The organism is Polyangiaceae bacterium, assembly GCA_020633235.1.
Lineage (GTDB): Bacteria > Myxococcota_A > Polyangia > Polyangiales > Polyangiaceae > JACKEA01.
Genome location: JACKEA010000006.1, coordinates 72,697 through 97,149, shown reverse-complemented (window position 1 = coordinate 97,149; position 24,453 = coordinate 72,697). Strand labels below are relative to the sequence as shown.

Here is a 24,453-nt window from a genome sequence, read left to right as displayed (position 1 = left end):
TATGCTCGATCCGCTCGCGACGCGACTCAGTCACCCAACCTTCTCCCCGATGAACGGATTGGTCACAGGGCGCGGCCGCCGGGGCGGAATCTCGATGCGCTCCTTGGTGAAGGGATTGATGCCCGTCCGGGGCTTGTCCACCTGCCTCGCTCGTCGGTCCAGTTGGCGCCGGAGCTCCGCCCGCAGCGACTTGCGAACCTGTTTGGCATTCGCTGCGAGCTCTTCCGGCATCCAGAAGAACAGCACGCGATGGCTCGCGATGGTGAACTCCCGCACGTAGCGGATGCCGTCGTGCTCGGCACCGGCAAGCTCGGGCTCGAGACAGCCAGCGCAGAGACAGGGTAAGTCGGAATCTTGGTGCGCAGCGAAGAGCACGGCCGCGTTACGCAGCAGAGCAATGGCACCCGCTGAGTCGCCGGCAGTGAACAGCGCGCGCGCTTCGCGCTCGATCTCGGTGTCGGATCGCACCGGCTCGCCCGCCGCCGCCTCACTTCGTACGTCCGATTCGCTCGCCTCGTCTCGTGCGACTTCGGGGACGTCCGTCCCGCTCGCCAACCACCCCTTGAGCTTGTCCCACCACGCCATCGCGAGGGGGGAGTGTACATCGATGATCCCGCTACGTCGCCGTCACCACGATCCACGTCTCCTCCCGCTCCGCCCTCAGCCCCGCGAAGGCGGCGTCGATGCGACGCGCGCGCTCGTCGGGCGAGAGATCCGGCAGGAGCGCGTCCGTCAGCACCGGGATCTTCAGCCAATCGCGGTACTCTTCCGCGGTCTGCCGGTGCGTGAAGGGCCGAGTGGTGGCGCGCAATGGCGACAGGGCCGCCAGGATCCGTTCGAGGGTGGGCGCGGCGAAGCTCGCCTCCGCGCGCGGGGCGCGCCCCTTCGCCAGGCGTGCCAGCGCGGGTGCAAACGCGGCCATGCCGTCGTCCCCCTCCGCGGCGCCGACGTAGCTCGCGACCAGCGTGAAGCACAGCCGTCCACCTGGACGTACGAGCGCGGAAAGCTCCGCTACGACACGTTCGATCTCGTCCATCTGCCACAGCGCGGCGCCGCACAGCACGCGATCGAACGTTCCTTCGGCGGGAAGCTCCGGAAACCACGCGACCCGCGGGTCCGTCACGCGCCGCTGGCCGATCGCGCGCATGGCCCGCGCCGGCTCGACGCACAGCACGCGGCCGTCGCTACCGAGGGTCTTCAGTGCCGCCTCCGCCGTCCGCCCCGTGCCGGCAGCAAAGTCGAGGACCTGCGCTGCGGAAAAGAGCTCCGCGTCGGTCAAGAGCTCCGCGTTGGCGCGGCGGTACCGGTCGTGCCGCTCGCAGAAGTGCTCGTACGTCCGGGCTGTTTCCGCGGCGTCCCAACCAAATGCAAACGACCCGGGCATGGCCCGAATAGACTAGCGCGCGGGTCCGTCGGATACTGCACGGCCCGGAGGACATCATGATGCGGCGCGGTTTGCTTCGACGGGGTGTGCCACTTCTCTCGGCGGCTGGGTTGGCGACGGCGGCGACCGCGAACGCGGACACGCCCAAGCCCGTGGGCACCAAGCCCGCGCCCAAACCGGTGCTCAAGAAGGCGAAGAACCCGGACCTGGTGCGGGTTCTTGGGCTGTCCGTGAGCCCACCGGTGGCCAAACCCGGCACCGTCGTGACCGTGAAGCTCACACTGGTGAACGAAGGCGACGCGCCCGTCACCAACCTGGACTGGGTGATCACCACCGGCGCCACGGCGAAAAAGGGAACCCTCAACCTGGCGGCGGGGCAGAAGAAGGTCGTCACCGTGGCCTTCAAGGCGCCGAAAGCCGGGGCCACGAAGGTGCAGGCCGCCCTCGATCCTTCCAAGCGCATCAACGAGCCGCTGTCGGCGCGGGTCACCAATCAGGTGACGTTGGACGTGCCGGTGGTCGCGGCGGACAACACCTGGGCTACCTGGGCCAGCGCGGCGAGCAAGGAGGCCGAAGATCTGATCGAGCAGACGGCGTCTCAGTTCACGTGCGCCAAGGGTGGGCAGATCCAATCCGTGACGCTGAGCAACCTGCGTCTGAACGTGACGACGTCGAGCGCGAGCCCACTGCATGCGTTGAACCTGAAGAACCACGGCGTGCCGGAGGACGTCGCCAAGGCGTTCATGGAGACCGTGTTCGCGGCCTACAAGACCTGGGCGGACGACTTCGTGCTGTCGTCCTTCGCGGCGTATCCCTCGTTCGCAGCAGTGCCTGCGCCGGCAGCGCCCCCCACCGCGAACGTGCCCTTTCCATTGGTCATTGGCGCTTCCCCCAAGGGCGATGCCGCATTCCGCGTGAGCGCGCTGGAGGCGGCAGTGATCAGCCGACTCGGCGAGCAAGCGAAGAGCAAAGACGCAACGGCGGGCATCCAGGCGTTCGCCCAGGCGGTGTCGCTGCGTTTCGAGGTGTGGAAGGTGACACAGGTGGTGCAAAACCTGATGGGCAAGGGACCCGTGCCCACCTTCGCGCCGCCCTACGTTCCCGTGGGTCCGGTGGTGATGGGTGACGTGATCTCCAGCTGCGGGATCCTGCCGTAGCCCCGTGGCCCGCGTCGTTCTCGTGAACCCGGCGGGGCGCGAGCCCGTGCGCTCGCCGCTGCTCGCCTTCGGTTACCTCGCGGCGAGCCTCGAGGCGCGCGGCCACGAAGTGAAGATCGTGGACGCGGCCGCGAGTCGCGCGCCCACCGACCAGGTCGCGGCGGCGGTGCGCGCGGCGGAGCCGACGCTGGTCGGCATTCACGTCAAGACGCTGGAAGCACAGCCCGCGTATGCGCTCGCGCAGGCGCTGCCGGAGCAGACGCTGGTGGCGGGAGGGCCGCACGCCACGGTGCGCCCGACGGAACCGCTGGCCCACGGCTTCGATCACGTGATCGTGGGGGAGGCCGAGCGCGCATTGCCGGATCTGCTCGAGCGCCCCGCGCATCTCACTCCGACTCAGGATTTCCTACGCGACCTCGACGCGCTGCCGAGCCCCCTCGGCGCGCTGCACCTGTTCGATCCGAAGCACTACACCTGCCCCGTGTACAGCGGCTTGCTGTCGAGCCGCGGCTGCCCCGAAGCATGTACCTTCTGCGCCAACCAAGTCACCGGACGGAGCTTCCGCTTTCGCAGCGCCGAGAGCGTCGCACGCGAGGCCGCCGCATTGCGCGATCAGCACGGCATCACCGCGTTTGCGTTCTTCGACGACAGCTTCGCCGTCGGCCGCCGCCGCGTGCGCGAGCTGTGCTCGGCCCTCGCGCCCCTCGGCATGCACTTCACCTGCACCGCGCATCCCGCCCACCTCGATCGCGAAATCTTGACGTTGCTCGCGCGCGCGGGCTGCACCGGGATCGACCTGGGCGTGGAGAGCGGCGATAGCGAACGCCTGTTGCGCATCGGCAAGGGCGTCACCACGACCCGTGTGCTGGAGGTGTTGGCGGACGCCGCGCGGGTCGGCATCACCACCGTGGTCAACGTGATGGTGGGATGGCCCGGCGAGACCGAGCGCGAGCTCGAAGGCACGCTCCGGTTCATCGAGCGCGCGCGGCCGCTGGCTGGTGGTTTCAATGCTCGGGGCGTGCTGGTGCCGCACCCCGGCACGCCGGAGTACGAGCTCCACCACGAGGCGCACGGCTTCACGGAGTGGTGGCTCCGCGAGCCGCCGCTGCCTTACGCGCCGTTTCCGACGGAGTGGTCCACCGCCGAAGTGCGGCGTGCCTACGCGACGGACCCGGCCCTCGATCGCAACTTCTACGAGCTCCCGCCGGCGGTGCTGGTCCTGGCCCGTGAAGTGCTCGAGAAGAAGGCGGCGTACACGCTGGAAAAGCTCGCAGCTCCGCCCCGCGTGCCCGCCGCTGGAGCGCGCTGATGCTGCCATTCATCGACGCCAACGCCGACGACGTTCACGTGCTCGCCGAGCGCGACGGCTACCTGTTCTTCCCGCGCCTGTTGCCGACGTCCGTCGTGCTCGAGCTGCGCGCCCGCGCCCTCGACATCGCGGCGGACCTCGGTTGGCTCGCGCAGGGATCGCCGCGCCTGGCGGCCGTCTCCACGCCGGGGCTCGGCCTCGGCGCCTATGACGACCCGCGTTGGATCACGTTCCTGCAACGACTGCTGCCGGACCCGCTGTTCAGCGCGCTCCGCGATCATCCCGCCCTGATCCAGACGCTCACACGCGTCCTCGGCCGAGCGCCCCGCGCCGAGCGCGGCGACCTGTGCCGCGTCGTCTCCGGCGACGGCGACGAACGCGCGACGCGCCCCCACCAAGATCGCTTCTACATATCCGGCGAAGGCGAGCTATGGACCGCGTGGCTTCCCCTCGGCGATTGCCCTGTGGAGCTCGGCGCCCTCGCGCTGCTCCCCGGGTCCCACCGCCGCGGCTTGCTCCCGCACTCCGGCGAACCCATGAAGCAAGCCATCACCCTGCCGCCCGACACGCGCTGGCACAGCCAAGATCTCGCCGCCGGGGACGTGCTCTTCTTCAGCGGGCTCACGGTGCACTGCGCCCTGCCCAACGAGCGCGCACCGCGCCTCCGCCTCAGCGTCGACTACCGCTACGCCTGAAGAAACGTGCTCTTCTTCAGCGGCTCACGGTGCACTGCGCCCTGCCCAGCGAGCGCGCACCGCGCTTCCGCCTCAGCGTCGACTTCCGCTACGCGTGAGGGAAACGTGCTCTCCTTCAGCGGGCTCACGGTGCACTGCGCCGTGTCCAGCGAGCGCGCACCGCGCCTCCGCCTCAGCGTCGACTACCGCTACGCGTGAGGGAAACGTGCTCTCCTTCAGCGGGCTCTCGGTGCACTGCGCCGTGTCCAGCGAGCGCGCACCGCGCCTCCGCCTCAGCGTCGACTACCGCCACGCCTGACCCGTCCCTCTACATTTCCATGTCGCTCCGCCGCGGAACCACGCGGTCACCCGCTCCGTCACCGAACCACGCGGTCACCCGCTCCGTCCCGGAACCACGCGGTCACCCGCTCCGTCCCGGAACCACGCGGTCAGTCGAAGCGCAGCGAAGCTACGAGTCGTTGAACCTCGGCACGCAATTCCGTCCCAGATGCGGTCGGAGCAAACCCGTGCACGATGATGCCGCGCCGACCAAAGCGCCGCAGCTCGAACCAACGATGCCCTTGGTCGGAAATTTCGATGTGCATGCTGTAGCGAGACCTGTCCGTCGCAGAACCCGACTCCTCCAGCACGTTCACGCGTTCGAACTTCTCTCGCATCGAACGCAGCCAACGTTGGCCAGAGGCATTTCCATCCAGAGCGGTTGGTGCCGCAAATACCTCGACCTGAAGCATTGCACCACGGAAAGGGCGCATGGCCCACAAGTCCCATGGACCTTCGTCGCCTGCCTGCGCACGGTGCGCATGCCAGTGGTCGGGGAAGTCGAAACTGTAACCGGTGGTTCTACCGCCCACGCGACCCAAAAGGACCTTGCCCGCTTCGAGAGGTAGCGCTTCCTCTTCAGTCGGTGGTTGGAGGCTCTCGAACATCTTCTCCATTTCGCTAGCCACCACTGAGTAGTCATTGCGCTGAGCGATGCCAACCAACGTGTACACATGCCGACGAGTGACCACCGTGGCCACCATCAGCGTTGTCTGCCCCTCGCCCGCTACCTCCTGAACGAGCGAAGCGTCCCCGAACTTCTGGAGTCGGTGACGCTGTACCACCTGCTCCCCGGGCTGGAGGGCCTCCGCCGCAAGCTGGTCGACGATCGGGCCTTGGGGTGTTGCTTCGATCTTCACGTCGACCATCGCACCCGTCCCAGTACGGATGAGCCTCGCGTCCCAACCTTTCCGCGGTGTGTCTTGCAGCCACCGCGGCGGCATCTGGATCGTGTAAGGCACCGCAGCGCCAAGCGCCTCGCCGCCGAGCTCCAACGTGAGAAGCTGGTTCGGCTTCTTTCGTTCGGTGCGAAGCCCCGAAAGCGTGAATGCTCCCGCCGCAACGAAGACTCCTGCAAACAGGATGCGTCGATCCCGCTTGGGGTCGCCGAACAGCAGCATCAGGACGGCAGCGGCCATTCCGAGCAACGCCAACCCCAGGGCGTCCCCCGCCAGCACTGTGGAGAGCCCAATGAGGCCGCCCCCCAGCACCACCCGAATCACCGCAAGCGCGCGAAGGCGGTTGCTGCCCGCGACCAGCGAGCCGCCAACGAGAACGTCCACCAGGATGGAGAGCAGCATGATCGCGCCTCCGTCCGCGCTTCCCTTGACGAGGAACGCGAGGCCGATACCCGCCCATGCAAGGAGCAGCGCTCCAGCCCACCGCTGCGCCTAAGTCGCAGATGCACGGCCGCCAACCTTCCCCGGTTTGTTGCCCGGTTTGTCCGTCAGCACCGCCCCACACTCCGAGCACTCCCGTTCTGTGGAGGAGTTGAAGGCACCGCAGTCCGGGCAATCCATGACGCTCTGGATGCGAGCTTACCCGACAACGGCCGGCGCTCCCACGGGAGCGCGCGCCTCGACGAGGTAGGGCAACAAAGTGCGCGACAGAGTGATCAAACGGGCGCACATGGTCGACCATGCCCCCCGAGGTGATCACGATTCTGAGCAAATTTTCGAGGCCCTCGCGTCCAGCAGCGACAGATACGGTCGCATTGTCCAGGACCTGATCCGCGCTGGCGCGGGTGGCGACGGGGGCATCGCCGCGCCGTTCACCGTCCCAGACACGATCCGCCCTGGCGCGGGTGGCGTCTAAGGCCGCCGCCGGCTTCCGGCCGCATCAGGGGGGGCCCCGCGCCCCGAAACTAGTTTACATATCAACCGCTTTCCGCGCGACAGATCACCCTCGATCGCGGGCAACGCCGCGCCCCTCCTCTTCCTAGACACGATCCGCGCTGGCGCGGGTGGCGACGAGGGCGTAGCCGCGTCGTCCCCCGTCCCAGACACGATCCGCGCTGGCGCGGGTGGCGACGAGGACGTCGCCGCGCTGTCCCCCCGCCCCAGACACGATCCGCCCTGGCGCGGGTGGCGTCTATGGCCGCCGACGGGGTTCCGCGCCCCGACACTACTTTACATATCAACCGATTTCCGCGCGACAGATCCTCCCTCGATCTCCCGGATACTGCACTCCTCGTCCCAGACACGATCCGCGCTGGCGAGGGTGACGACCAGGGCGACGCTGAGCCCCTCCTCGTCCTAGACACGATCCGCGCTGGCGCGGGTGACGGCGAAGGCGTCGCTGCACCCTTCCTCGTCCTAGACACGATCCGCGCTGGCGCGGCGGGCGGCTACCGCAACGCTACGCTGCGGCCCCGCCTCGTCCCACGCTGGCGCGTGTTGCGTCGAGCGCGTTGCTGCCCCGGTCCCCGTCCTGAACACGACCCGCGCTGGCGCAGGGGGCGTCAATGGCCCACCGGCCTCCCGCCTACATCAGGGGGGTACCGCGTCGTCCCGAAACTACTTTACATATCAACCGGTTTCGGCGCGACAGATCCCCCTCGATCTGCCGGCGATAGTGCGCTCCTCGTCCTAGACACGATCCGCGCTGGCGCGGCGGGCGGCTACTGCAACGCTACGCTGCGGCCCCGCCTCGTCCCACGCTGGCGCGTGTTGCGTCGATGGTAGTCGTCTAGCTTCCGCCTACATCAGGGGGGTACCGCGTCCCGAAACTACTTTACATATCAACCGGTTTCGGCGCGACACGCCCCCTCGATGTCCCGGTGATACTGAACTCCTCGTCCTAGACACGATCCGCGCTGGCGCGGCGGGCGGCTACCGCAACGCTACGCTGCGGCCCCGCCTCGTCCCACGCTGGCGCGTGTTGCGTCGAGCGCGTTGCTGCCCCGGTCCCCGTCCTGAACACGACCCGCGCTGGCGCAGGGGGCGTCAAAGGCCCACCGGCCTCCCGCCTACATCAGGGGGGCACCGCGTCGTCCCGAAACTACTTTACATATCAACCGGTTTCGGCGCGACAGATCCCCTCGATCTGCCCCGCAGCGCTGCCGCCCGCGCTGTCTCGATCCCTCGACGGCCAGCCGGCCGCCCATCGCCGCGCCGCCCGCCGCCGCGCTGCTCACCGCCGCGCCGCCCACCGCCGCGCCGCCCTCGCGCTGCCGCGCTGCCCGCTCGCCGCCGCGCGCCGCCCGCCGCCGCGGCGTTTTGCGCGCTGCGAGCTTCGTGCTCTGATGCGGACGGGAGGTGGCGACATGTGCATGCAGACGACCGCGGTGCGGCCGCATCAGAGCTTTCGTTGGTGTGGCGACGAGATTGTCCACGATCCGATCGTGCCGGCGGCGCGACGCGTTCCCGTTGCGAAGGGCAAGCGCGGATACGACGTGGACATCCGGGAGTTCTTGGGCCTCGACGGCAGCGCGCTCATTCGCCGGCACCTCGACGAGGTCCGTAAAGGGCTCGGGTCGGAAGATCGCGCGCTCTTCGACTCCCGCGGGCAGGGCTCCTTCGACTTCCGCGTGCGAGCCGTGCAAGAGCACCTTCGCGCGACGTTGCGCTACACGCCGGGGTCGCGCAAGGCGGATAGCTGGCTCGTGCCGAGCGAGACGCTCGCGGCCGGCGGCGGCGACTGCGAAGACATCGCCTTCTTGCTCGCCGCCCTGCTGGAGCACAGCGGAATCTCCGGCTATTGCCTGCGCGTCGCCCTGGGCAGCATCACGGAGCACCGCGCCGGCGCCAAGAGCCGTACGTGGGACCACGCGTGGGTGGTGTACATGAACGAGGGCGGCGCGTGGGAAATCCTCGAGCCCCTCGCCGTGCTGACGAAAGGGTCGAAGGCACGAGGACCGCGACGTTCGAAATCGCGGCGTGCCCGCGCCGAACCAACCCCCAGCTACCAATACACGCCCCACTTCGTTCTCAATCGCGAGCACCTCTGGCGGGTGCGGAGCAGCGACGACGACGCGCAGCGGCCCCTCGGGGACTATCTGGCCAATCGCAAATTCTTCGGCGAGTTCGACCCGACCTTTGCGGCCAGCGTGCACGACAGCATCTTCAAGAGCGCCCTCAGCGGCATCTCGTCTTCGGACCTGGCGACGGTCGAGCGCGCGAGCCTGATCGTGGACGCCAACACGCTCGCCTACGACCCGCGGGATCACTTCGACTTCGCGTACATCGACGAAGGCTGGGCCCGCGCCCGCAAGCGACTCGAGACGGGCAAGCTCTGGGATCTGGCTCTGGCGCTACACGCCATCGGCGACTTCTACGCCCATAGCACCTATGCGGATTTCGCCCCGCGGCGCCGAGGGAGCGACGCCATCGTGCCCTACAACCCGCAGACCAAACGCCTGGCCCGCACTCCCAGCTACGACTTCACGCGGTACACACCGATCCCCGGCAGCAACAAGTCCGCCGAGGCGGCCGCCAAGCTTTGGCAAGGCAAGATCATCAGCGGCCAGTGGTGGCGTTGGTTCACCACCTACCCGGACGACATCCAGGGCGCGAAGGAGCTCGCGCTCCGCCGCACGTTGCCCGATCACGACGCCATCGCCGTGGACGACGCCGTCATGAAGGACAGTCACCGCCACTACGACGAAGCGGAGTTCCAGTTTCAGTTCGCCGACCGCCGCGCTGCCGCGGCAGAGCACATCCAGGCGGTGTGGCTCCGCTGGCGAAAGAAGTTCCGCGGCCGGTAGCTCACCACGGGTCGTCGCCAATGCCGACGCCGGGCACCGATCCCAGATTCGGATCGCAGGCGTTCGCTTGCGGGCTCTGAGCCGTGGGCTTGGCGAGCGGCAGACACACCTGCTCCGGCCCGGTCCAGCGCTTGGCGAGGAAGCACAAGTCCTCGTTCTTCGAGTCCTCCGCCGCGCTGGCCACGATGTCGTGATCTCCGGGCTGCGCCAGCTGAGTGGACTCGAAGTAGAAGTTGTAGTCGAAGGTGTTGCTGCCGCTCGGCGCCGTGTAGATCGCGTTCGAGCGAATGAAGGTGTTGCAGCGCCAGTCCGTTTCGCTCCCCGGTACGTGGCCCCAGTACTGCGCGTCCACCACGATGTTGCGATACGCTTCGTTCTTGGAGCCGCTCAGCTGGATCCCGAAATCTTCGGTGGTCACGGGCGTTTCCGTGTCCACCACCACGTTGTCGATCACGGAGTGGTGAGAGTTGCCGAGCACCAATCCCTTGGCGTTGTCCCAGGCCACGTTCTTCTGCGCCAAGACGTAGTTGGCGATCACGTGCACCACCATCGCCTCGCCCCAAGAGCCGGTGCTGCCGCACGCGGGATCCGAACGCTTGAAGCCCCACATGCGGTTGTTGCTGACCTGCACCATGTTCTGGTCGCTGGTGCCGCCGGCCTTGATGTCCACGGCGTTCTCGGCGCAAGCGCAATCACCGTTGGGATCCAGGTTGCCGTTGCAGTCGGAATAGATCGCCGGCGTGAGGTACATGTCGTTCTCGTCGATGATGGTGCCGCCGAAGTCCGTGTTGTGGGTCACACCGCCGGGTTGGTACAGCTGGATGGAGTCCGTGCAGTCGTAGACTTCGTTGTTCACGACGCGCGTTCCGTGAATCGCCACGTCCGTGTCGTTCGTGCTGCCCCCCGACAGCACGATGCAGATGCGGTCGGCGTTGGGTACCAGCGGCGCGTTTCGGAGCACGCTGTTCTGGAGCGTGTTGTCGTTGCATGCGTCGCGGATTTCCACCCGCGCAGACTCCAACAGCAGGCGATCGAGCACCACGTGCTCCGTTCCATGCTCGAGCCCCACGCGGCTCCAACCTCCGCGCACCGTCAGGCCTTGAATCACCCAGTAGTCCGCGTCATTCAGGTACAGCTCCTCCACGACGGCGCGGGCGCTCTCCGCTTGCTTCGCCGGATGCGGCGCCTCCCCACTCACGGCGGGATCCCAATAGCGGATCCAGCGCTCCTTCCCCGCGCTCCCGTCCGCCGTCAGCGAGACGGTACCGAGCCCCGTGTAGTCCCCGGGCTTCACGCAGAACACGCGGTAGGCCGCGTCGTTGATGTCCGCCCAATCGGCGTCCTTCTCGATGATGCGCACCGTGGGATCGCTTTCGTCGCAGGCCGGTGGCGAGAGCGGCACCTCGTACTGGCTCTTGGTCATGCCGCCACCCCCGCTGCCCGCCGCACCCGCCATGCCCGCCGCGCCTCCCGCATCGGCCCCGGCGCTGCCGCCGGTGCTGCCGCCCGACCCCGCCGCGCCACCGGACGCATCCGTGCCGGCATCCACGGCGCCCCCGCTACCCGACGGCGTGCCGCTGGAGTCGTCCCCACAACCATAGAAGGCACCCAGCGCCAGCGGCAGGACCGCGAGCCCAAGCAAAGAGCGGATCATCCCGGAAACATACTCGTACTTCCAATTCTGGTTGTTGGTCCGCCGCGGAAACGTCCGAAAGTGTCGAATCAGCGCAGGCGCGCGAGGAGTCCGTCGGCGTCCTCGGTCTCGTCCAGGCGGCGAAACACGTCCCAGTGCTCCGCCAGCTGCTCGCCCGCGAAGCGCCAGATGTCCACGGCCACGCCGCCATTGCCCACGCCGGAGCCGCGCACCAGCACCCAGATCAAATCCCCGTCCGCCACCATGCGCACCGGCTCGAGCCGAAACTCCGGCGGCGGGCCGTGTTGGGCGAAGTCCGCGGCCAGGCCTTCAGGCCCGGTTCCCCGTGCGCCGGGGTGATGATTCACGAAGCTCGCTGCCACCAGTGGTGCTGCCTCGGCGAAGCGCCGCTCGTTGTAGAACACGCGATAGAACGTCCTCAGGATCTCGAATCGGTCAGCCATGGCGATAGCCTGGAGCGTTCCGCCTGCGGTGGTAGACGGCGCCATCTGTACGCACTGTCCCGAATATGGAACAGTGCCCCGACGTGGATCTGAACGCGCTCCGCAGCTTTCTCGCCGTGGTCACCCACGGTGGCTTCGCCGCGGCCAGCCGCACGCTCCGTGCGCCGAAGTCCACCCTCTCGCGCCACGTGCGGGAGCTCGAGGAGCAGCTCGACGTGCGCCTCCTCGAGCGCAGCACCCGCGGCTTTCGTCTCACGCCGGAGGGCGAAGCGCTCCACGCCCGGGCTCACGCCGCCCTCGCCGAGCTGGACGAAGCCGAGCGCGAGCTCACCGATCGCGACCCCACGCCCCGCGGTCCTCTGCGGGTGGCGATCACGCATGCGTTCGCCCAGCTCCACGCCGGAGCGCTCTTCGCGCGCTTCGTTCAGCGCCATCCGGAAGTGCTGCTCGAAGCCGTCATCGCGGAGACCATCGGCGATCTCGTCTCTGAAGGCTTCGACGTCGCCATCACCGTCGATCCGCCGGATCGCACGGACCTCGTCGTGCGCAAGCTCCGCGCGGAAGAGCTGCTCATGGTCGCTTCCCCGAAGCTCATCGCCTCCCGCGAAGCCGCACCGCCCGGCGAGCCCTGGCCCGCCGTGGTTCCGGCCCGCTTGCAGAGCCAAGAGCGGTTCGCCGCCGCGTCCGCCAGCCGCACTTGGAAGCTCACCCGGTCCGGCAAACGCTTCGAGGTAACGGCCCGCGCCGTGCTGCGCTTGCCGTCCAAGGTCGCCATCCGCGACGCGGTGATCGCCGGCGCCGGCGCTGCGCTGTTGCCCACGAGCTTGGTGGAAGCTCCGCTTCGCGAAGGCCAGTTGGTGCAATTGGGCGCCCTCGCCGATCGCCACGCGCTGTGCATCGTGCACTCGTCGCTGCGCCTGGTCAGCGCGCGCGTCCGCGCCTTCGTGGACTTCGTCGTGGCAGAGCTGGGCTGAGCGGCCGCGCGGTTCCGCGCTGGCGCGACAAACCTGGAACGATGCGGATTTGCTAAGCTTCGAGGTGCATGGTCTCCCCGGCCCAGCCCAGCGGTGGGCGTGTCCAAGGTGCGCCGCTCCGGGCCATCCTCGATTTTTGGAAGACCGTCACGCCCGTCGACAGCATCGAGCGACGCCTCGCGGCCATGCCCCTCGACGCGCAGCAGGCACTGAATCTGTCGATCCGCGCCGAGGGCTGCGGCGTGCTGGCCAGCTCCTGGTACCCGGCGGTGGCCTGTGGCGCATTCCTGGACGCGATGATGGCGGATGTTCCCGTGACCGAGCTCGACACGTTCGTGAACGACGCGGCCGAGTTCATCATGAAAGAGAGCCTCGGCGGCGTGCATCGCGCGGTGTTCCGCGTCGTGGGCTCCCCAGCCCTGATGCGAGATCACGCGCAGACGTTTTGGAACCGGCAGTTCGACACCGGCCGCGTGCGCATCCAGGAGCTCGGCCCGGGCCGCCAGCGGCACGAGTACCACGACTGGCAGGCGCACCATCCGCTGATCTGTCGCATCACCTTCGCGTGCGTGGCGCCCATGTTCGTGGCCATGGGCGTGAAGTCCCCCGCGGTGTCACCGGAGCGCTGCGTGGCCCGCGGCGCCTCGGAAGGCTTCTGCTCGGCCATCATCCACTGGACTCCGTAGCTGTTCGTTCGAATGTCGGTCCGCCGCGGAACCGTCACGCTGCCCACTTCCGCCGCACGACGAAGAGCGTCAATCCGACCAGCGCGAACAGCGCGGCTCCGCCGCCCCGGCGCGGTACGCTGCGGCAGCCACAGCTCGGATCTTCAGTCTCCCCCGTTTGCGGCCGAATGCACACGCCGCCGCTCGGGAGTTGGTCGCACACGTACCCCGGAACGCAGTCGTTGGAGGACTCACACGCCGAAAGACAGCGCGGTGGGCTCTCATCGCAGCGGTACGGTGAGCAATCCTCCGCCTTGTCCAGCGTGGTGAGGGTGTGGTCGCCATCACAGCTCGCGGGGCTGACCTGCTCGCAGACGCAATCCCCACTTCCGTTGCAAGCAGGCTGCTTTCCGCAAGCGCTCACGCCGCCATCGCCGAGCGAGCATTCGCCGTCGGGGTCCAAACCCGCAGCGATGGCCTCACACGTGCCGTCGTCACCCTTGCCCTTCTTTGCGGCACTACAAGCGAAGCACCCTTCTGCGCACTTCGAATCGCAGCACACGCCATCCACGCAGAAGCCCGAAGCGCAGGCGGTAGAACACACACAGGCTTCACCGTCTGGCTGCTTGCTGGTCCCGCACTTGCCCAAAGCGCACAAGCCGGAGGCACACTCCGCACACTGCTGGCACGTCCCTCCCGCCGGCACGAGAGCCACGATCTCGGCGCTGGACAAGCCGACGCCGCCAGCGACCAAGACACGCCCGTCGAGCAATTGCGCAGCGGCAGCATCGTAACGGGGCTCGGCCATGGGAGGGAAGGGCGTCCACTGCATCGCGGTCGAGTCGAAGCTGTCCACGCTCGAAACTGCGGAGGAGGAACTCAAGTCGTACCCACCAATAGCGAGCACCGCGCCCGAAGGCAGTCGCGCCAGGGCGAGCTCGGCACGCCCAACGCTCATCTTCGATGGAAGCAGGTTCCAAGCGCCCACTTGCGGGTCGAACACCTCGGCGCTGGCGCGGCTGTCTTGCCCACCGCGTCCACCGACCACCAGCACCCGTCCGTCGATCAAGCGAATGGCCTGGTGATCGAAGCGATTCTGGTTGAGCTGACCCGCCTCGGTCCAGGTCTTGGAGTTGGGGTCGAACATCTCCGCAGCGGGCTCGGAGCCGGCCACCAACACACGCCCGTCCACCAGCAGGGTACTGGTGTGGCCGCTGCGCCCAGCAAGCATGTTTGGCACGGCAGACCAAGTTCCAGCCACGGGATCGAAGATCTCGGCGTGGTTGTCGTTCGCGAGATCTGCACCGCCGGTGACCAGCACTTCGCCGTTGGTCAAGACCGTTGCCGGAAACCACGTTCGGGCGTCGAGCATGCTACCCGTCGGCGCCCAGGCTCCGCTCGAAGGCGAATAGACCTCGGCCTGGGCGATGGCGTCTCCGTTCGTGCCCCAACCTCCCGCGACCAACACTCGCCCATCCACCAGGGCCGCCGCCGCATGGTGCGCGCGGGCCAGGCTCATGGCGCCCGTCGCCGCCCAGGTCCCCGTGACGGGATCGAACAGCTCCGCCGACGGCGTCTCGTCTGCGCTCCCCAAAGCAGCGGAGGTATGGCCTCCTGCGACCAACACCTTGCCATTGGGCAGTGTCGTAGCCGTGTGCTGCGCCCGGATGGACGTCATGGCGGCCGTCGTCGTCCACGTTGGATCCACGAGCACGGGATAGCGCGGCTTCGCGTCCGGCCAGCTCACCCGTACGCGGCAGCGCGAGGCACCGGGCGGTAGCACCGGTCGACCCCACGGCGCACGCGGCGAAGTATCGGCAGCGCACCCGTGCAGAGAGAGTCGTGCGGCAAAACGCCTGCGGCGGGAGTCGATCAGGTAAGGGTGCGCCACCCGCCAGCGCGGTGCGCCGCTCGCTTCCAAGAGCTCGATCTGGTTTCCCACCACCCGGAGCCCCGCCGCGCCGCGCACGTCGATTTCGTAGTCCAACCACGAGTGGGGCGGAGCCTCGCGAAGCTCCACGAAGTCCTCGATACCCGTCGACACTGCCCGCAACACGACGTCTCCGCCCCCGGGCGCAGCGCCCACGTAAACGCCACCACCGGTGGACGCAACGTTGGGGTTGGCATCCAACAAGCGGAAGCCTAGCTGCCCCAACCACACGAAGTCCCCTGCCCGCTTCGGAGCGCTTTCGAGCTCCGCGCCGAATTCCACACCGAATGCGCGTTCGAGACGGGAGGTGGGCTCCTCCCGCGAGGGCGTGCATGCCGCCAATGCTCCAAGCAGCAACACGACGCTGCGCTTCACCTCCGCCTCCTCCAAAGCAAGAGCAAGAGACCGAATAGCCAAAAGCGCGCCGTGCTCTGACGCGGTGCCGCTCTACAGCCGCATCCGCTCTCGTCTCCGCCGGCCGGAGCAGTCGTCGAAGTGCACTTTCCGCTATCGCACACCGTGCCAGCCACGCAGTCGTTGGAGTCGCTGCAGCTCGTGCGACATGCCCCGCTCACCTCGCATTTGTAAGGGGAGCAGTCCTGCGCGCTGCCGTTCACCACCAGCGTATGGTCGTTCACGCACTGGCCCGCCCCCGCGGGAGCGCAGTAGCAAGCGCCCGCGCCATCACACACCGGGTCTGCGCCACACACGCGGGGAGAGGTGGGATCGGGATTACACTCGTCGTCGGGGTCGGTGTTCTTGGCGACTGGAGCGCATTGGCCATTGCTCTGGCCGGTCTTCTCGCTAGCGCACGCCATGCAGCTTCCGACGCACGCTTGATCACAGCACACGCCATCTACGCAGAATCCGGAAGCGCAGCCGGCGTCACAGCTGCAGACTTCTCCCGTTGGCGCGGGGCTGTCGATGCACGTGCCGCCTTGGCACATCTTACTCGAACAATCCGCGCAGCTCGTGCACGTCGAACCCTGGTTTTGCAGAGAGAACACCTCGGCGCTGCGCAAGGTGTTCTTGGCGAACGCCTTCACCGCGATGCCGCCGGAAACCAGGATGCGACCATCCGCGAGGGTGGTCGCGGAGTGGGCGTAGCGGCGATCGGTCATGCTCGCCGTCGTGGCGAAAGCACCGCTGGCCGTGGAATAGGTCTCGGCCCCGGCACTGGAGGACGCTTTCGTGATGTCGGTGCCTCCGACGACCAAGATACCGCCGCCCTGAAGCGATGCCGCTGCGGCAAGATAGCGCGGCTCCTGGAGCGTAACCGTTTGCCAAGTGTCCGCCACGGGATCGTAGACGTCAGCGCTGTCGTCGTAGGTTCCGACGTCCCCCACGAGCACCACGCGACCGTCCGAGAGCTTGGCTACAGCCGCACCGATTCGGGAGTTCTTGATGTATGACGGGTCCGACCAAGCGTCGGCATTCGGATCGTAGATCTCCGGCAGCGGACCAGCCGCGAACACGCGTCCGTCGGCCAGCGCCACGATGGGATCCTTGTGGTAGTGGGTCGACGACATCCGCGCCGACCACGTTCCGCCAGCAAAGAGCTCGGCGCTGTATTCCGCGCCGGACTCGCCTCCGACCACCAACACTCCGGCGGGGATCGCCGCCGCGCCGTGATTCGTCCGCGCCGTGACCAAGTCGGCGGCATCGGTCCAAGTCCCAGTGTTCGGATCGTAGATCTCGGTACTGGCCAGAGCAGCGCCGGACTGGGCGCCACCTACGGCAATCGCTCGCCCGTCCGAGAGCAGCGTGAGTGTGTGGGAGTCACGAGCCTTGGACATGCTTCCGGTGCTGGCCCAAGTGTCGGTTTGCGGGTCGTAGATCTCGGCGCTGGTGCGATCCACCCCCTCGTCCTCGCCACCGCTTACCAATACGCGGCCGCTCTGTAGCAACACGGCAGCGTGGTGACTTCGGGTCTCTGCCATGAGCTGGGTAGAGGTCCACGCAGGATCCACCACGATGGGATAGCTCGTCGCACTCCAGGCGACCTCCAGCTCACACGACGGCGCCCCTGGCGCGATCACCGGGCGCCCCCAAGGGGGGCGTGGATCTCGGCTCGCCGCGCAGCCGCGCAGCTCGAGGCGAGCGGGCCGCGTTTGTCCCGCCGCGTTCACGAAGTAGGGCGGAGCCACGCGAAGGCGCGGGCTGCCGCTCTGGTCCAAGAACTCGACGCTGCCACCGACCCAGCGCAGACCCGCAACGTGACGGACGTCCACTTCGTAACGGAGGCGCTGACGGACAGGACGGCGTTCAAAGAAGGCGAAGTCCTCTACCCCTCCCCGACCCGTGACCTGCAACACGTCCCCACCTCCCGGTGCCGCGCCGGGATACACGAAGGCGCCATCGCGAAGCTCGACGGGCACGGGTTCTTCGTCCAGCGCCCGGCAGCGGACCCACAGATCGCTCCGGATGTCATCCACCCTCGCCCAGTCCCCCGCGGTTTCCGGCAGAAGCACCCGCACGTTCACGGGCACCTCTGCGTGCAGGGCGAGTCCGAAATCCTTCCGCCCTCTGTGAACGGGGTCACCCTGAGCGCCACAGGAAAGCCCGAATAGCAGCACTACCCCGACCGCGCGCTTCATCGCCGCCGCCGCAAGGAGATCAAGAGCAGTAGTGAAAGCGCCGCAAGCAGGCCGCTACCCGCCCCCGAAGTTCGCTCCGCTCGACAACCGCAACCGCCATCGTCGCTGTTGGATGCTGCTGCAGTCCCCCCGCATTTGCCCCCGTTGCAGGGAACGCCACCCGCACAGTCCGCGCTCGTGGAGCATGCATTCTTGCACTGCCCCTGCTCACAAGCGTAGGGCGCACAGTCCACCGTGGAGGACTCCGTCACCAGCTGGCTACCAACGCACGTAGCCGAACCCTGCGGCACGCACACGCAGGCGCCCTGATCGCCACACACGCCGGCCCCGGCACAGTTGGCTTGGCACTCCGAGTCTGGATCCGTTGCCGGGGCTACGGGACCGCACTCCCCGTCATTTCCGGCCTGCTTGGCCACCGCCGTGCACGCCTGACAGGTGCCATCACAGCGTGTATCGCAGCACACGCCGTCAGTGCAGAAACCGCTGCCACAAGCGGCATCGCAAGCGCATGCCGCTGCCGTGCCGCCCGGTGAGTCCGCGCACTTGCCATCCACACAGTATCCCGTCGAGCAGTCGGAACACGCGGTGCACGCGCCGCCAGCGGCTTGCGCCGCGAGCAACTCCGCCCCCTTCGTGCCGCCGCCAACGAGCAGAATCGCGCCGTTGGTGAGTACGTTGACGGAAGGCGACTTCCTTTTCTCGTTCAGCGGCGGCCCGGCGCTGAACTGAAGCGTCGCCGGATCGAAAGTCTCCGTCGTGGCGAAGCCTTCCAGGGCGAACAGATCGTCGCTCCCTGCACCCACGATGACGACCCCTGCACTGGCCGCGGCGAAGCCACTGAAGCGCGGAATGCTCAAGTTCCCCACCGGTGTCCAGACGCCTTGGGCGGGGTCGTACAGCTCTGCGCTGTTCAATGACGTCGTCAGGTCCAGACCGCCAGCCGCCAACACCCTGCCATCCGGCAGCTTCACGACCTCCGGGTCATCGCGGCGGGAAGACATGGTCGCGCTGGGAAGAAACGAGTCGCCCGCAGGGTCGAAGATCTCCGAGGAGGCATCGAGCGAGCCGGCCACCAGCAGCACGCGACCGTCGTCCAGGGTGACCGCTCGGTGGCTCGAGCGAGGCGCGTACATCGCGATTTCGCTCCCCCAAGTGCCCGCCGTCGGACTGTAGATGCGGGCCGTGGACAGCGTCGTCTTTGCCGCGGAAATTCCCCCGGCGAGCAGCACACGACCGTCCGCCAGCCGCGTCAGCGTGTGGGAACTGCGCGCCTGGGTCAGGCTCGCTGTGGCGGACCAACTGCCCGTCGCGGGATCCCAGATCTCGCATGCCTCCGTTGGCACGAGGCTCGACGAAGTCTCCGTGGTACCGCCGGCCACCAACACCCGCCCAGAGTCGAGCGTCACCGCCACGCTGCGACCGCGATTGGTGAGCATGCTCCCGGTTGTCGCCCATGTGCCCGTCGCGGGATCGTAGACCTCTGCCGCTTTTCCTCCAGAGAGCAAACGGCCGCCCGCTACCAGCACCCGGCCGTCCGCTAGCAGCGTGCTCGCGTGCATGCTGCGGAGCTGGGACATCTCCCCCGTGGTCTCCCATCCAGGGTCCACCACGGCCGGCAACGCGAGCGAGCCAGGCGTCCAGCTCACGACCACCGTGCAATGGTCGCTACCAGGGCTCAGGGGTGGGCGGCCCCATGGCAGGCGCGGGCTCGTGTCCACCGCGCAGCCCTCGACGCTCAAGGTCAAGGCCACTTCCCGCTGGTCCGCGCCGCGCGCCACCGCGCGCGTCACGCGTAAGCGTGGTGCACCGCTCGCATCCAGCAGCTCGAGCGTATTCGACACCAAGCGGAGCCCCTCCACGCCCGCTACGAGCTCGACGTCGTAGCGCAACTCAGCTGGCGCATCCGGCCCTCGGATGGTCACGAAATCTTCTACGCCCGCCCGAGTGCGGCGGAACTCCAACGCGCCGCCACGCACGGCCTCGGGATATCGATCGCCGCGTCGAGGCGCATGCACCGCGTCCAGCAAGTGCACCGATATTTCAGCGCGTTCCGCGCGAAGGCGGAAAGCGCCGTCCGCGTGCTCGGGAACTACGACTTCGTGACTTGCTGCCTGCGCTCCTGTCGCCACGCACAGCACGACTGCACCCCACACCCACCGCATCATCGCGCTCACTATAGCCCAGGACGACGCAATGGCTTCGCACTTGCGTCGTCCTGGGCTACGCTTTCTCGTCGCGAATGGCGGGGACTCTCGTACACGAACCACACGTCTCTCCCGAGCTCTCGGGGCGGCGAATCGCGGGCAAATACGAGCTCATTCGCAAAATCGGCGCCGGAGGAATGGGCGCCGTCTACGAGGCAAAAAATTTTGCGCTTCTCAAACGCTGCGCCGTCAAGCTGCTTCTGAGTCCGGAGCTGGCCCAGAACGCCAATGTGGTGAAGCGCTTCTTCCGGGAGGCTCGCGCCAGCTCGGTGATCGAGAGCGATCACCTGGTGCAGATCTTCGATTCCGGGACGGATCCGGACACAGGCGCTCCGTACATGGTAATGGAGCTCCTGAACGGGGAGGACCTGGAGCAGGTCGCCGATCGCCTGGGCGCCCTGGATCCAATAGTCGTGGCCAAGCTCATGTTGCAGACCACGACGGGACTGGCCAAGGCGCACGAGCTGGGCATCGTTCATCGCGACATCAAGCCCGCCAACGTCTTCCTCACGGAGCGAGACTCCGGAGATCTGATGATCAAGATCCTCGACTTTGGCATCGCCAAGGTGAAGATGGAGCAGTTCCTCGAGACGTCACACGGCCTCACCCGCACAGGCGCCATGCTGGGCACCCCGCTGTACATGTCGCCGGAGCAAGCGCAAGGCTCCACGGACATCGATCCGCAAAGCGACGTGTGGTCGCTGGGCGTGATGATGTTCCAGCTGCTGTCCGGCACGCTGCCGTTCGCAAGTGCGCGCTCATTGGGGGAGCTGATGGTGGGGATCCTGACGGCAGACATTCCGTTGTTGCAGGATCGCGCTCCGTGGGTGCCACCAGAGCTCGCAGAAATCACCCACCGAGCAATGTCGCGGGACATCGAACGCCGCTACGCAAACGCCGGAGAAATGCGCGCGGCACTGCTGGAGGCGCTCGCGGAACCAGACGTGGCGAGCATCACCCGGGACATGCTCGTGTCCGTGTCGCCTGACCATCGCACGCACATCGCCCCACGCCTCGAGCTGTCGGAAGACGGCTTGCTACGCGCGACTACTCGTACGGGCCTGACCACGTCGCCGGCGGACTCGGTCACCATCCCAACGCGGCGGCCGGTGGTACCCTTGGCGCTGGCGGGCCTGTTCGGCGCGGTGGTCGTGGGTGTCGGGCTCACGGCGCTGTGGAAGACGCGGCCGCCACCAACGAGCTTCGGGACAGCGTCTGCGCCACTGCCAGTGGCCGCAGAATCTCAAGAGCCTACTGCCACCCACTCCGAGCTCCGTACGTTTTCTCTACGCGTGGGTCCGCCGGGTGTGCAGGTGAGCGTGGACGGGACGCTGACGCCAGCGCCGGACGGGCGAGTACAGATCACCGGTAACCCGGGAGAAACTCGTCACATCATCGTGCTGCTCGGGGATCGCACGATCGACCGGACGATTGCCGTCACTCGCACCGGCCTGATCCCGTCCAAATTGGAACTGCCGCCTGAAGAAGCGACGGCGCCGACGTCCGCTGGCCGCGCACCCACGAAGGCTCCGGTCAAGGCCACGCCTCCGCCAACGACATCCGCCAAGCCGCCGCCGAACAACGGAACTCCGCAGATTGCCAAGGACCTTGGAGAGTTCAACTGACATGGGGCGCGTCACGCTGAGGTTTCTCGTTGCCCCGTTGCTGCTGCTGATCGCGGTACCGGCTTGGGCCCAATCGCCCCCGGCCGCGGCGTACCCCGCGGACGACGATCCGGCGCTGGTGCAGAAGAAGCAACAGGCGAAGGACCACTTCATCAAGGGCGTGGAGCTGGTTCAGAACGGCGACTGGGATGCCGCGCTGGCCGAGTTCCTGGCATCCCGAGAGGTGTACCCCACTCGGGTCGCGCTGGAGAACGCCGCCATCAGCCTGAGGCAGCTGAAGCGCCACGTAGAAGCGCTGGAGATGTACCGAGAGCTGCTGGCCAAGTTCGGCAGCAGCTTGCCACCGGACAAGGCGGAGCTCGTGAACAAGGCCATCGCGCAGCTGGAGCAGCGCGTGGGGCAGTTGTCCATCGAGATCGCGCCGGCGGGATCCGTCGTCGTGGTGGATGGCCGACAACGAGGAACCGTTCCGCTACAACGACCGCTCGACGTGGACGCCGGCAGTCACACCGTGCGGGCCTACAAGCCAGGGTACGAGACCTTCGAAACCCAAGTGCAGGTGGCTGGGCGACAGCTGAAGACCGTCAGCGCCCGTCTGGTGAGCTTGCGGGCAACGGGCACCCTCACGGTCGCGGAAGCTTCCGGAGGACGACTGAAGGTAGTGGTGGACGGTGCCGTGGTGGGCACGACACCATGGAGCGGACCATTGGCAGTCGGCGCACACTCCGTGCTGCTTCGGGGAGAGGGGGAGGTGGGCACGCCTCCGAGCGAAACCGTCGTCCGGCTCGACACGACGACTTCGCTCTCGTTGCGCGCCGTCGTCTTGGACGCGCCCATTCGCGTAGTGCCCACTCCCTCCAGCGCACAGGTGAACATCGACGGAGTGAACGTCGGCAACGGCGTGTGGGAGGGGAGGCTCGCGAGCGGCAGCCACTCCCTCGAGGTAGCGCAGAAGGGCTTCAATCCGTATCGAAAGAGCCTTCACCTTTCGGCCGGCAAGCTCCGCGTCGTCGGCGTCGAGCTCGAGCGCGATCTCTCCGACCCGATCTGGCAGGCCGGCTTCGTTCCCCACGTGTACCTCGAGGCAGTGGCGGGCCCCGCGTGGGCGCCGTCGTTGGGTGGCGGCGCGGACGCAAGCTGCAGCAGCGGTTGCGACCGTGCACGCCCCTTGGGCTTCTTGGCCGGCGCGCGCGGTGGCTATCAGCTCACGCCTGGGCTCGGTCTCGAGCTACTGCTGGGCGCGTTATATCTGAAAGAAACGACCGCACGTCCCATCGTCGGCAGCAGTGAAACCGGCGACTGGACCTCCACGGACTACGAGGACTCCACGCAAATCCTCGGCCCTCTGGCCGCGGCCTCGGTGAGCTATCGCTTCTTCGAGACCACGCCGCTCACCTTCCGGGTGTGGGCGGGGGCCACGAGAGTAACCGCCAACTTCACCAACGGCGGTCGCTTCAGCGGCAACGCGGTGTACCAGCCAGCGCCGCCCGCCAGTCCGGAAGCAACGCCCAGCACACAGTACGCCAGCATCCCGGAAGAGAAGCAGCGGCTCTGGATCCCCTTCGTGGGACCGGAAGCGCGTCTCGGCTATCGCTTCTCCAAGCACGTGTCGGTAGACCTCGGCGTCGCTCTGCTGATCATGTTCGCCCCCGACGCACCGAGAACCGGGTCGAACGCCCAGAGCCACGACGACGGCGACCGCCGGGTGGCGTTGGACGACGTACGTCGGCCCGATGGCAACCTCGCGCGCTCCGGCATTCTCGCGCTGCCCAAGGAAGACGGCTTCGGGACCTTCTTCTTGCTCTCGCCATCCATGGCGGGTCGCTTCGATTTCTGACCCGGTTCGTTTGAATGTCGGTCCGCCGCGGAACCGTCACTTCCCGAGCAGCACGTCGAGCTTCGTCGCGAGCTCCGTCGGCAGCTCGTCCCGCACGTAGAGTCGATACTGCTCGCCGTCCACGACCGGAACGTACGAGAGCGAGCTCAGCGCCGCGTCCGCTCTCAGCTGGCGCAGCGTGGCCAGATCCGCGGTGTCCGTCACGACCTTTCCGGCGCTGGTGTTGGGCGTCGGAAGGTCCGTGATGGGCCACGACAGGCTCCAGGGCACCGCGGTCACGCCCGGGGCCGGAGAGCTGTCCGGCGCCGCCGCCACTGCCACCGGCCCCGTCAGGGGGCTGCCCTCCGCCCATAGCGTGTCGTGCCACTGGTAGGCCTTCTCGAGCGCGTCGGACAGCCCGGCGGGGGCGTCGGGATCGCAGCCGCAAGAGCAGGACGCGAGGCTTTGGCCGTCGGAGATGAAGTTGCCCCCAGCGTCCGGACAGCTCATGTCCTGATGCGAGCTCCAGGCAGCGATGGACGCGCGGCGCACTTCCTGAGCCACGGTCTCCGCTCGCTCCTTCGTCAGCGTGAGGTGACGCACCCCCATCATGTAGCTCTGGCTCACGTAGGCCTCGCACTGCCCCGTGATCGCCAAGAGGGAGTAGCCGTACGGATTGGTGAACCCGTACTCCTGCTCCACGTAACCGCCGCCGCTGTACAAGACGAACCGAAGGGTCTCCGAACCATCACACAGCGGCTGGCTCTGGGTCGTGCCACCTCCTCCGCTGCTGTCGGTGGACTGCCCGCCACAACCCGTGATCGCGATCGCTACGAGAAGACACGAAGTAAGACGGTTCATCCTTGAAGGCTTTGCCGCCGAACGAGCGGACGCAAGCGACCATCGACGCGACGCAGCGTGAGGTTCGTCCGGACGCCGGAGCGACCCAATCCGGATTTGGGGCAAAAGATCGAGCG

The 24,453-nt window shown here is 67.5% G+C and carries 17 protein-coding genes; 8 read left to right on the top strand and 9 right to left on the bottom strand.

All coding sequences use genetic code 11. The features are described 5' to 3' along the window. Positions 1–30: 30 nt before the first annotated feature. Both H6717_30160 and H6717_30155 read right to left on the bottom strand, forming a co-directional pair. Entirely contained in the window at positions 31–585 is a 555-nt protein-coding gene (locus tag H6717_30160; GenBank protein ID MCB9581333.1) for a hypothetical protein, read from the bottom strand. A gap of 31 nt (positions 586–616) precedes the next feature. Further along, positions 617–1,384 (bottom strand): class I SAM-dependent methyltransferase, encoded by a 768-nt coding sequence (locus H6717_30155; GenBank protein ID MCB9581332.1) that lies wholly within the window; start codon positions 1,382–1,384, stop codon positions 617–619. Positions 1,385–1,440: 56 nt separating this feature from the next. Here H6717_30155 and H6717_30150 point away from each other — a divergent pair, with 56 nt between their 5' ends. From H6717_30150 to H6717_30140, 3 genes are read left to right on the top strand one after another with little or no spacing between them, the layout of a single operon-like run. Next, a complete protein-coding gene (locus H6717_30150) occupies positions 1,441–2,541 on the top strand; it encodes a hypothetical protein (GenBank protein ID MCB9581331.1) in 1,101 nt (366 codons plus the stop codon). Positions 2,542–2,545: 4 nt separating this feature from the next. Further along, a complete protein-coding gene (locus H6717_30145; GenBank protein ID MCB9581330.1) occupies positions 2,546–3,850 on the top strand; it encodes a radical SAM protein in 1,305 nt (434 codons plus the stop codon). Next, complete coding sequence (locus tag H6717_30140) at positions 3,850–4,545, top strand: phytanoyl-CoA dioxygenase family protein (protein MCB9581329.1); 696 nt, start codon at positions 3,850–3,852, stop codon at positions 4,543–4,545. Before H6717_30145 ends, H6717_30140 begins: the two co-directional genes overlap by 1 nt. Positions 4,546–4,973: 428 nt before the next feature. On the opposite strand, the gene H6717_30135 is transcribed toward H6717_30140, so the two are convergent. Beyond that, positions 4,974–6,164, bottom strand: a complete 1,191-nt coding sequence (locus H6717_30135; GenBank protein ID MCB9581328.1) for a hypothetical protein — start codon at positions 6,162–6,164, stop codon at positions 4,974–4,976. Positions 6,165–8,128: 1,964 nt separating this feature from the next. Between H6717_30135 and H6717_30130 the strand changes: the two genes are divergently transcribed. After that, positions 8,129–9,568, top strand: coding sequence for a transglutaminase domain-containing protein (locus H6717_30130; GenBank protein MCB9581327.1), 1,440 nt, complete (start codon positions 8,129–8,131; stop codon positions 9,566–9,568). A gap of 1 nt (position 9,569) precedes the next feature. On the opposite strand, the gene H6717_30125 is transcribed toward H6717_30130, so the two are convergent. Then, positions 9,570–11,222: a hypothetical protein gene (locus H6717_30125; GenBank protein ID MCB9581326.1), complete on the bottom strand. Its 1,653-nt coding sequence runs from the start codon at positions 11,220–11,222 to the stop codon at positions 9,570–9,572. A gap of 68 nt (positions 11,223–11,290) precedes the next feature. Then, a complete protein-coding gene (locus H6717_30120; protein MCB9581325.1) occupies positions 11,291–11,665 on the bottom strand; it encodes a nuclear transport factor 2 family protein in 375 nt (124 codons plus the stop codon). Between the two features lie 65 nt (positions 11,666–11,730). On the opposite strand from H6717_30120, the gene H6717_30115 reads away from it, so the two are divergent. Together H6717_30115 and H6717_30110 are read left to right on the top strand one after the other, a co-directional pair. Next, positions 11,731–12,639: a LysR family transcriptional regulator gene (locus H6717_30115; GenBank protein MCB9581324.1), complete on the top strand. Its 909-nt coding sequence runs from the start codon at positions 11,731–11,733 to the stop codon at positions 12,637–12,639. A 68-nt stretch (positions 12,640–12,707) separates the two neighbouring features. After that, positions 12,708–13,325 carry a hypothetical protein gene (locus tag H6717_30110; protein MCB9581323.1) on the top strand — a complete coding sequence of 206 codons (618 nt, stop codon included), beginning with the start codon at positions 12,708–12,710 and terminating at the stop codon, positions 13,323–13,325. Positions 13,326–13,359: 34 nt separating this feature from the next. On the opposite strand, the gene H6717_30105 is transcribed toward H6717_30110, so the two are convergent. Genes H6717_30105 through H6717_30095 form a run of 3 tightly spaced genes read right to left on the bottom strand, consistent with a single transcriptional unit; the run spans position 13,360 to position 19,996 of the window. Then, positions 13,360–15,609, bottom strand: coding sequence for a hypothetical protein (locus H6717_30105; GenBank protein ID MCB9581322.1), 2,250 nt, complete (start codon positions 15,607–15,609; stop codon positions 13,360–13,362). After that, positions 15,606–17,831, bottom strand: coding sequence for a hypothetical protein (locus H6717_30100; GenBank protein MCB9581321.1), 2,226 nt, complete (start codon positions 17,829–17,831; stop codon positions 15,606–15,608). The genes H6717_30105 and H6717_30100 overlap by 4 nt, the downstream gene beginning before the upstream one ends. Beyond that, positions 17,828–19,996: a hypothetical protein gene (locus H6717_30095; GenBank protein MCB9581320.1), complete on the bottom strand. Its 2,169-nt coding sequence runs from the start codon at positions 19,994–19,996 to the stop codon at positions 17,828–17,830. Before H6717_30095 ends, H6717_30100 begins: the two co-directional genes overlap by 4 nt. Before the next feature lie 74 nt (positions 19,997–20,070). On the opposite strand from H6717_30095, the gene H6717_30090 reads away from it, so the two are divergent. Continuing rightward, positions 20,071–21,660, top strand: a complete 1,590-nt coding sequence (locus H6717_30090) for a serine/threonine protein kinase (protein ID MCB9581319.1) — start codon at positions 20,071–20,073, stop codon at positions 21,658–21,660. A gap of 1 nt (position 21,661) precedes the next feature. Then, a complete protein-coding gene (locus tag H6717_30085) occupies positions 21,662–23,497 on the top strand; it encodes a PEGA domain-containing protein (protein MCB9581318.1) in 1,836 nt (611 codons plus the stop codon). A 36-nt stretch (positions 23,498–23,533) separates the two neighbouring features. On the opposite strand, the gene H6717_30080 is transcribed toward H6717_30085, so the two are convergent. After that, entirely contained in the window at positions 23,534–24,337 is an 804-nt protein-coding gene (locus H6717_30080; protein ID MCB9581317.1) for a hypothetical protein, read from the bottom strand. Positions 24,338–24,453 lie beyond the last annotated feature (116 nt).

What these genes read in the sequence shown, in the direction of transcription:
- H6717_30090 (MCB9581319.1), top strand. Translation starts at nt 20,071, where the DNA reads ATGGCGGGGACTCTCGTACACGAACCACACGTCTCTCCCGAGCTCTCG.
- H6717_30130 (MCB9581327.1), top strand. Translation starts at nt 8,129, where the DNA reads ATGTGCATGCAGACGACCGCGGTGCGGCCGCATCAGAGCTTTCGTTGG.
- H6717_30120 (MCB9581325.1), bottom strand. Translation starts at nt 11,665, where the DNA reads ATGGCTGACCGATTCGAGATCCTGAGGACGTTCTATCGCGTGTTCTAC.
- H6717_30150 (MCB9581331.1), top strand. Translation starts at nt 1,441, where the DNA reads ATGATGCGGCGCGGTTTGCTTCGACGGGGTGTGCCACTTCTCTCGGCG.
- H6717_30115 (MCB9581324.1), top strand. Translation starts at nt 11,731, where the DNA reads ATGGAACAGTGCCCCGACGTGGATCTGAACGCGCTCCGCAGCTTTCTC.
- H6717_30155 (MCB9581332.1), bottom strand. Translation starts at nt 1,384, where the DNA reads ATGCCCGGGTCGTTTGCATTTGGTTGGGACGCCGCGGAAACAGCCCGG.
- H6717_30110 (MCB9581323.1), top strand. Translation starts at nt 12,708, where the DNA reads ATGGTCTCCCCGGCCCAGCCCAGCGGTGGGCGTGTCCAAGGTGCGCCG.
- H6717_30125 (MCB9581326.1), bottom strand. Translation starts at nt 11,222, where the DNA reads ATGATCCGCTCTTTGCTTGGGCTCGCGGTCCTGCCGCTGGCGCTGGGT.
- H6717_30135 (MCB9581328.1), bottom strand. Translation starts at nt 6,164, where the DNA reads ATGCTGCTCTCCATCCTGGTGGACGTTCTCGTTGGCGGCTCGCTGGTC.
- H6717_30160 (MCB9581333.1), bottom strand. Translation starts at nt 585, where the DNA reads ATGGCGTGGTGGGACAAGCTCAAGGGGTGGTTGGCGAGCGGGACGGAC.
- H6717_30140 (MCB9581329.1), top strand. Translation starts at nt 3,850, where the DNA reads ATGCTGCCATTCATCGACGCCAACGCCGACGACGTTCACGTGCTCGCC.
- H6717_30085 (MCB9581318.1), top strand. Translation starts at nt 21,662, where the DNA reads ATGGGGCGCGTCACGCTGAGGTTTCTCGTTGCCCCGTTGCTGCTGCTG.
- H6717_30080 (MCB9581317.1), bottom strand. Translation starts at nt 24,337, where the DNA reads ATGAACCGTCTTACTTCGTGTCTTCTCGTAGCGATCGCGATCACGGGT.
- H6717_30095 (MCB9581320.1), bottom strand. Translation starts at nt 19,996, where the DNA reads ATGATGCGGTGGGTGTGGGGTGCAGTCGTGCTGTGCGTGGCGACAGGA.
- H6717_30100 (MCB9581321.1), bottom strand. Translation starts at nt 17,831, where the DNA reads ATGAAGCGCGCGGTCGGGGTAGTGCTGCTATTCGGGCTTTCCTGTGGC.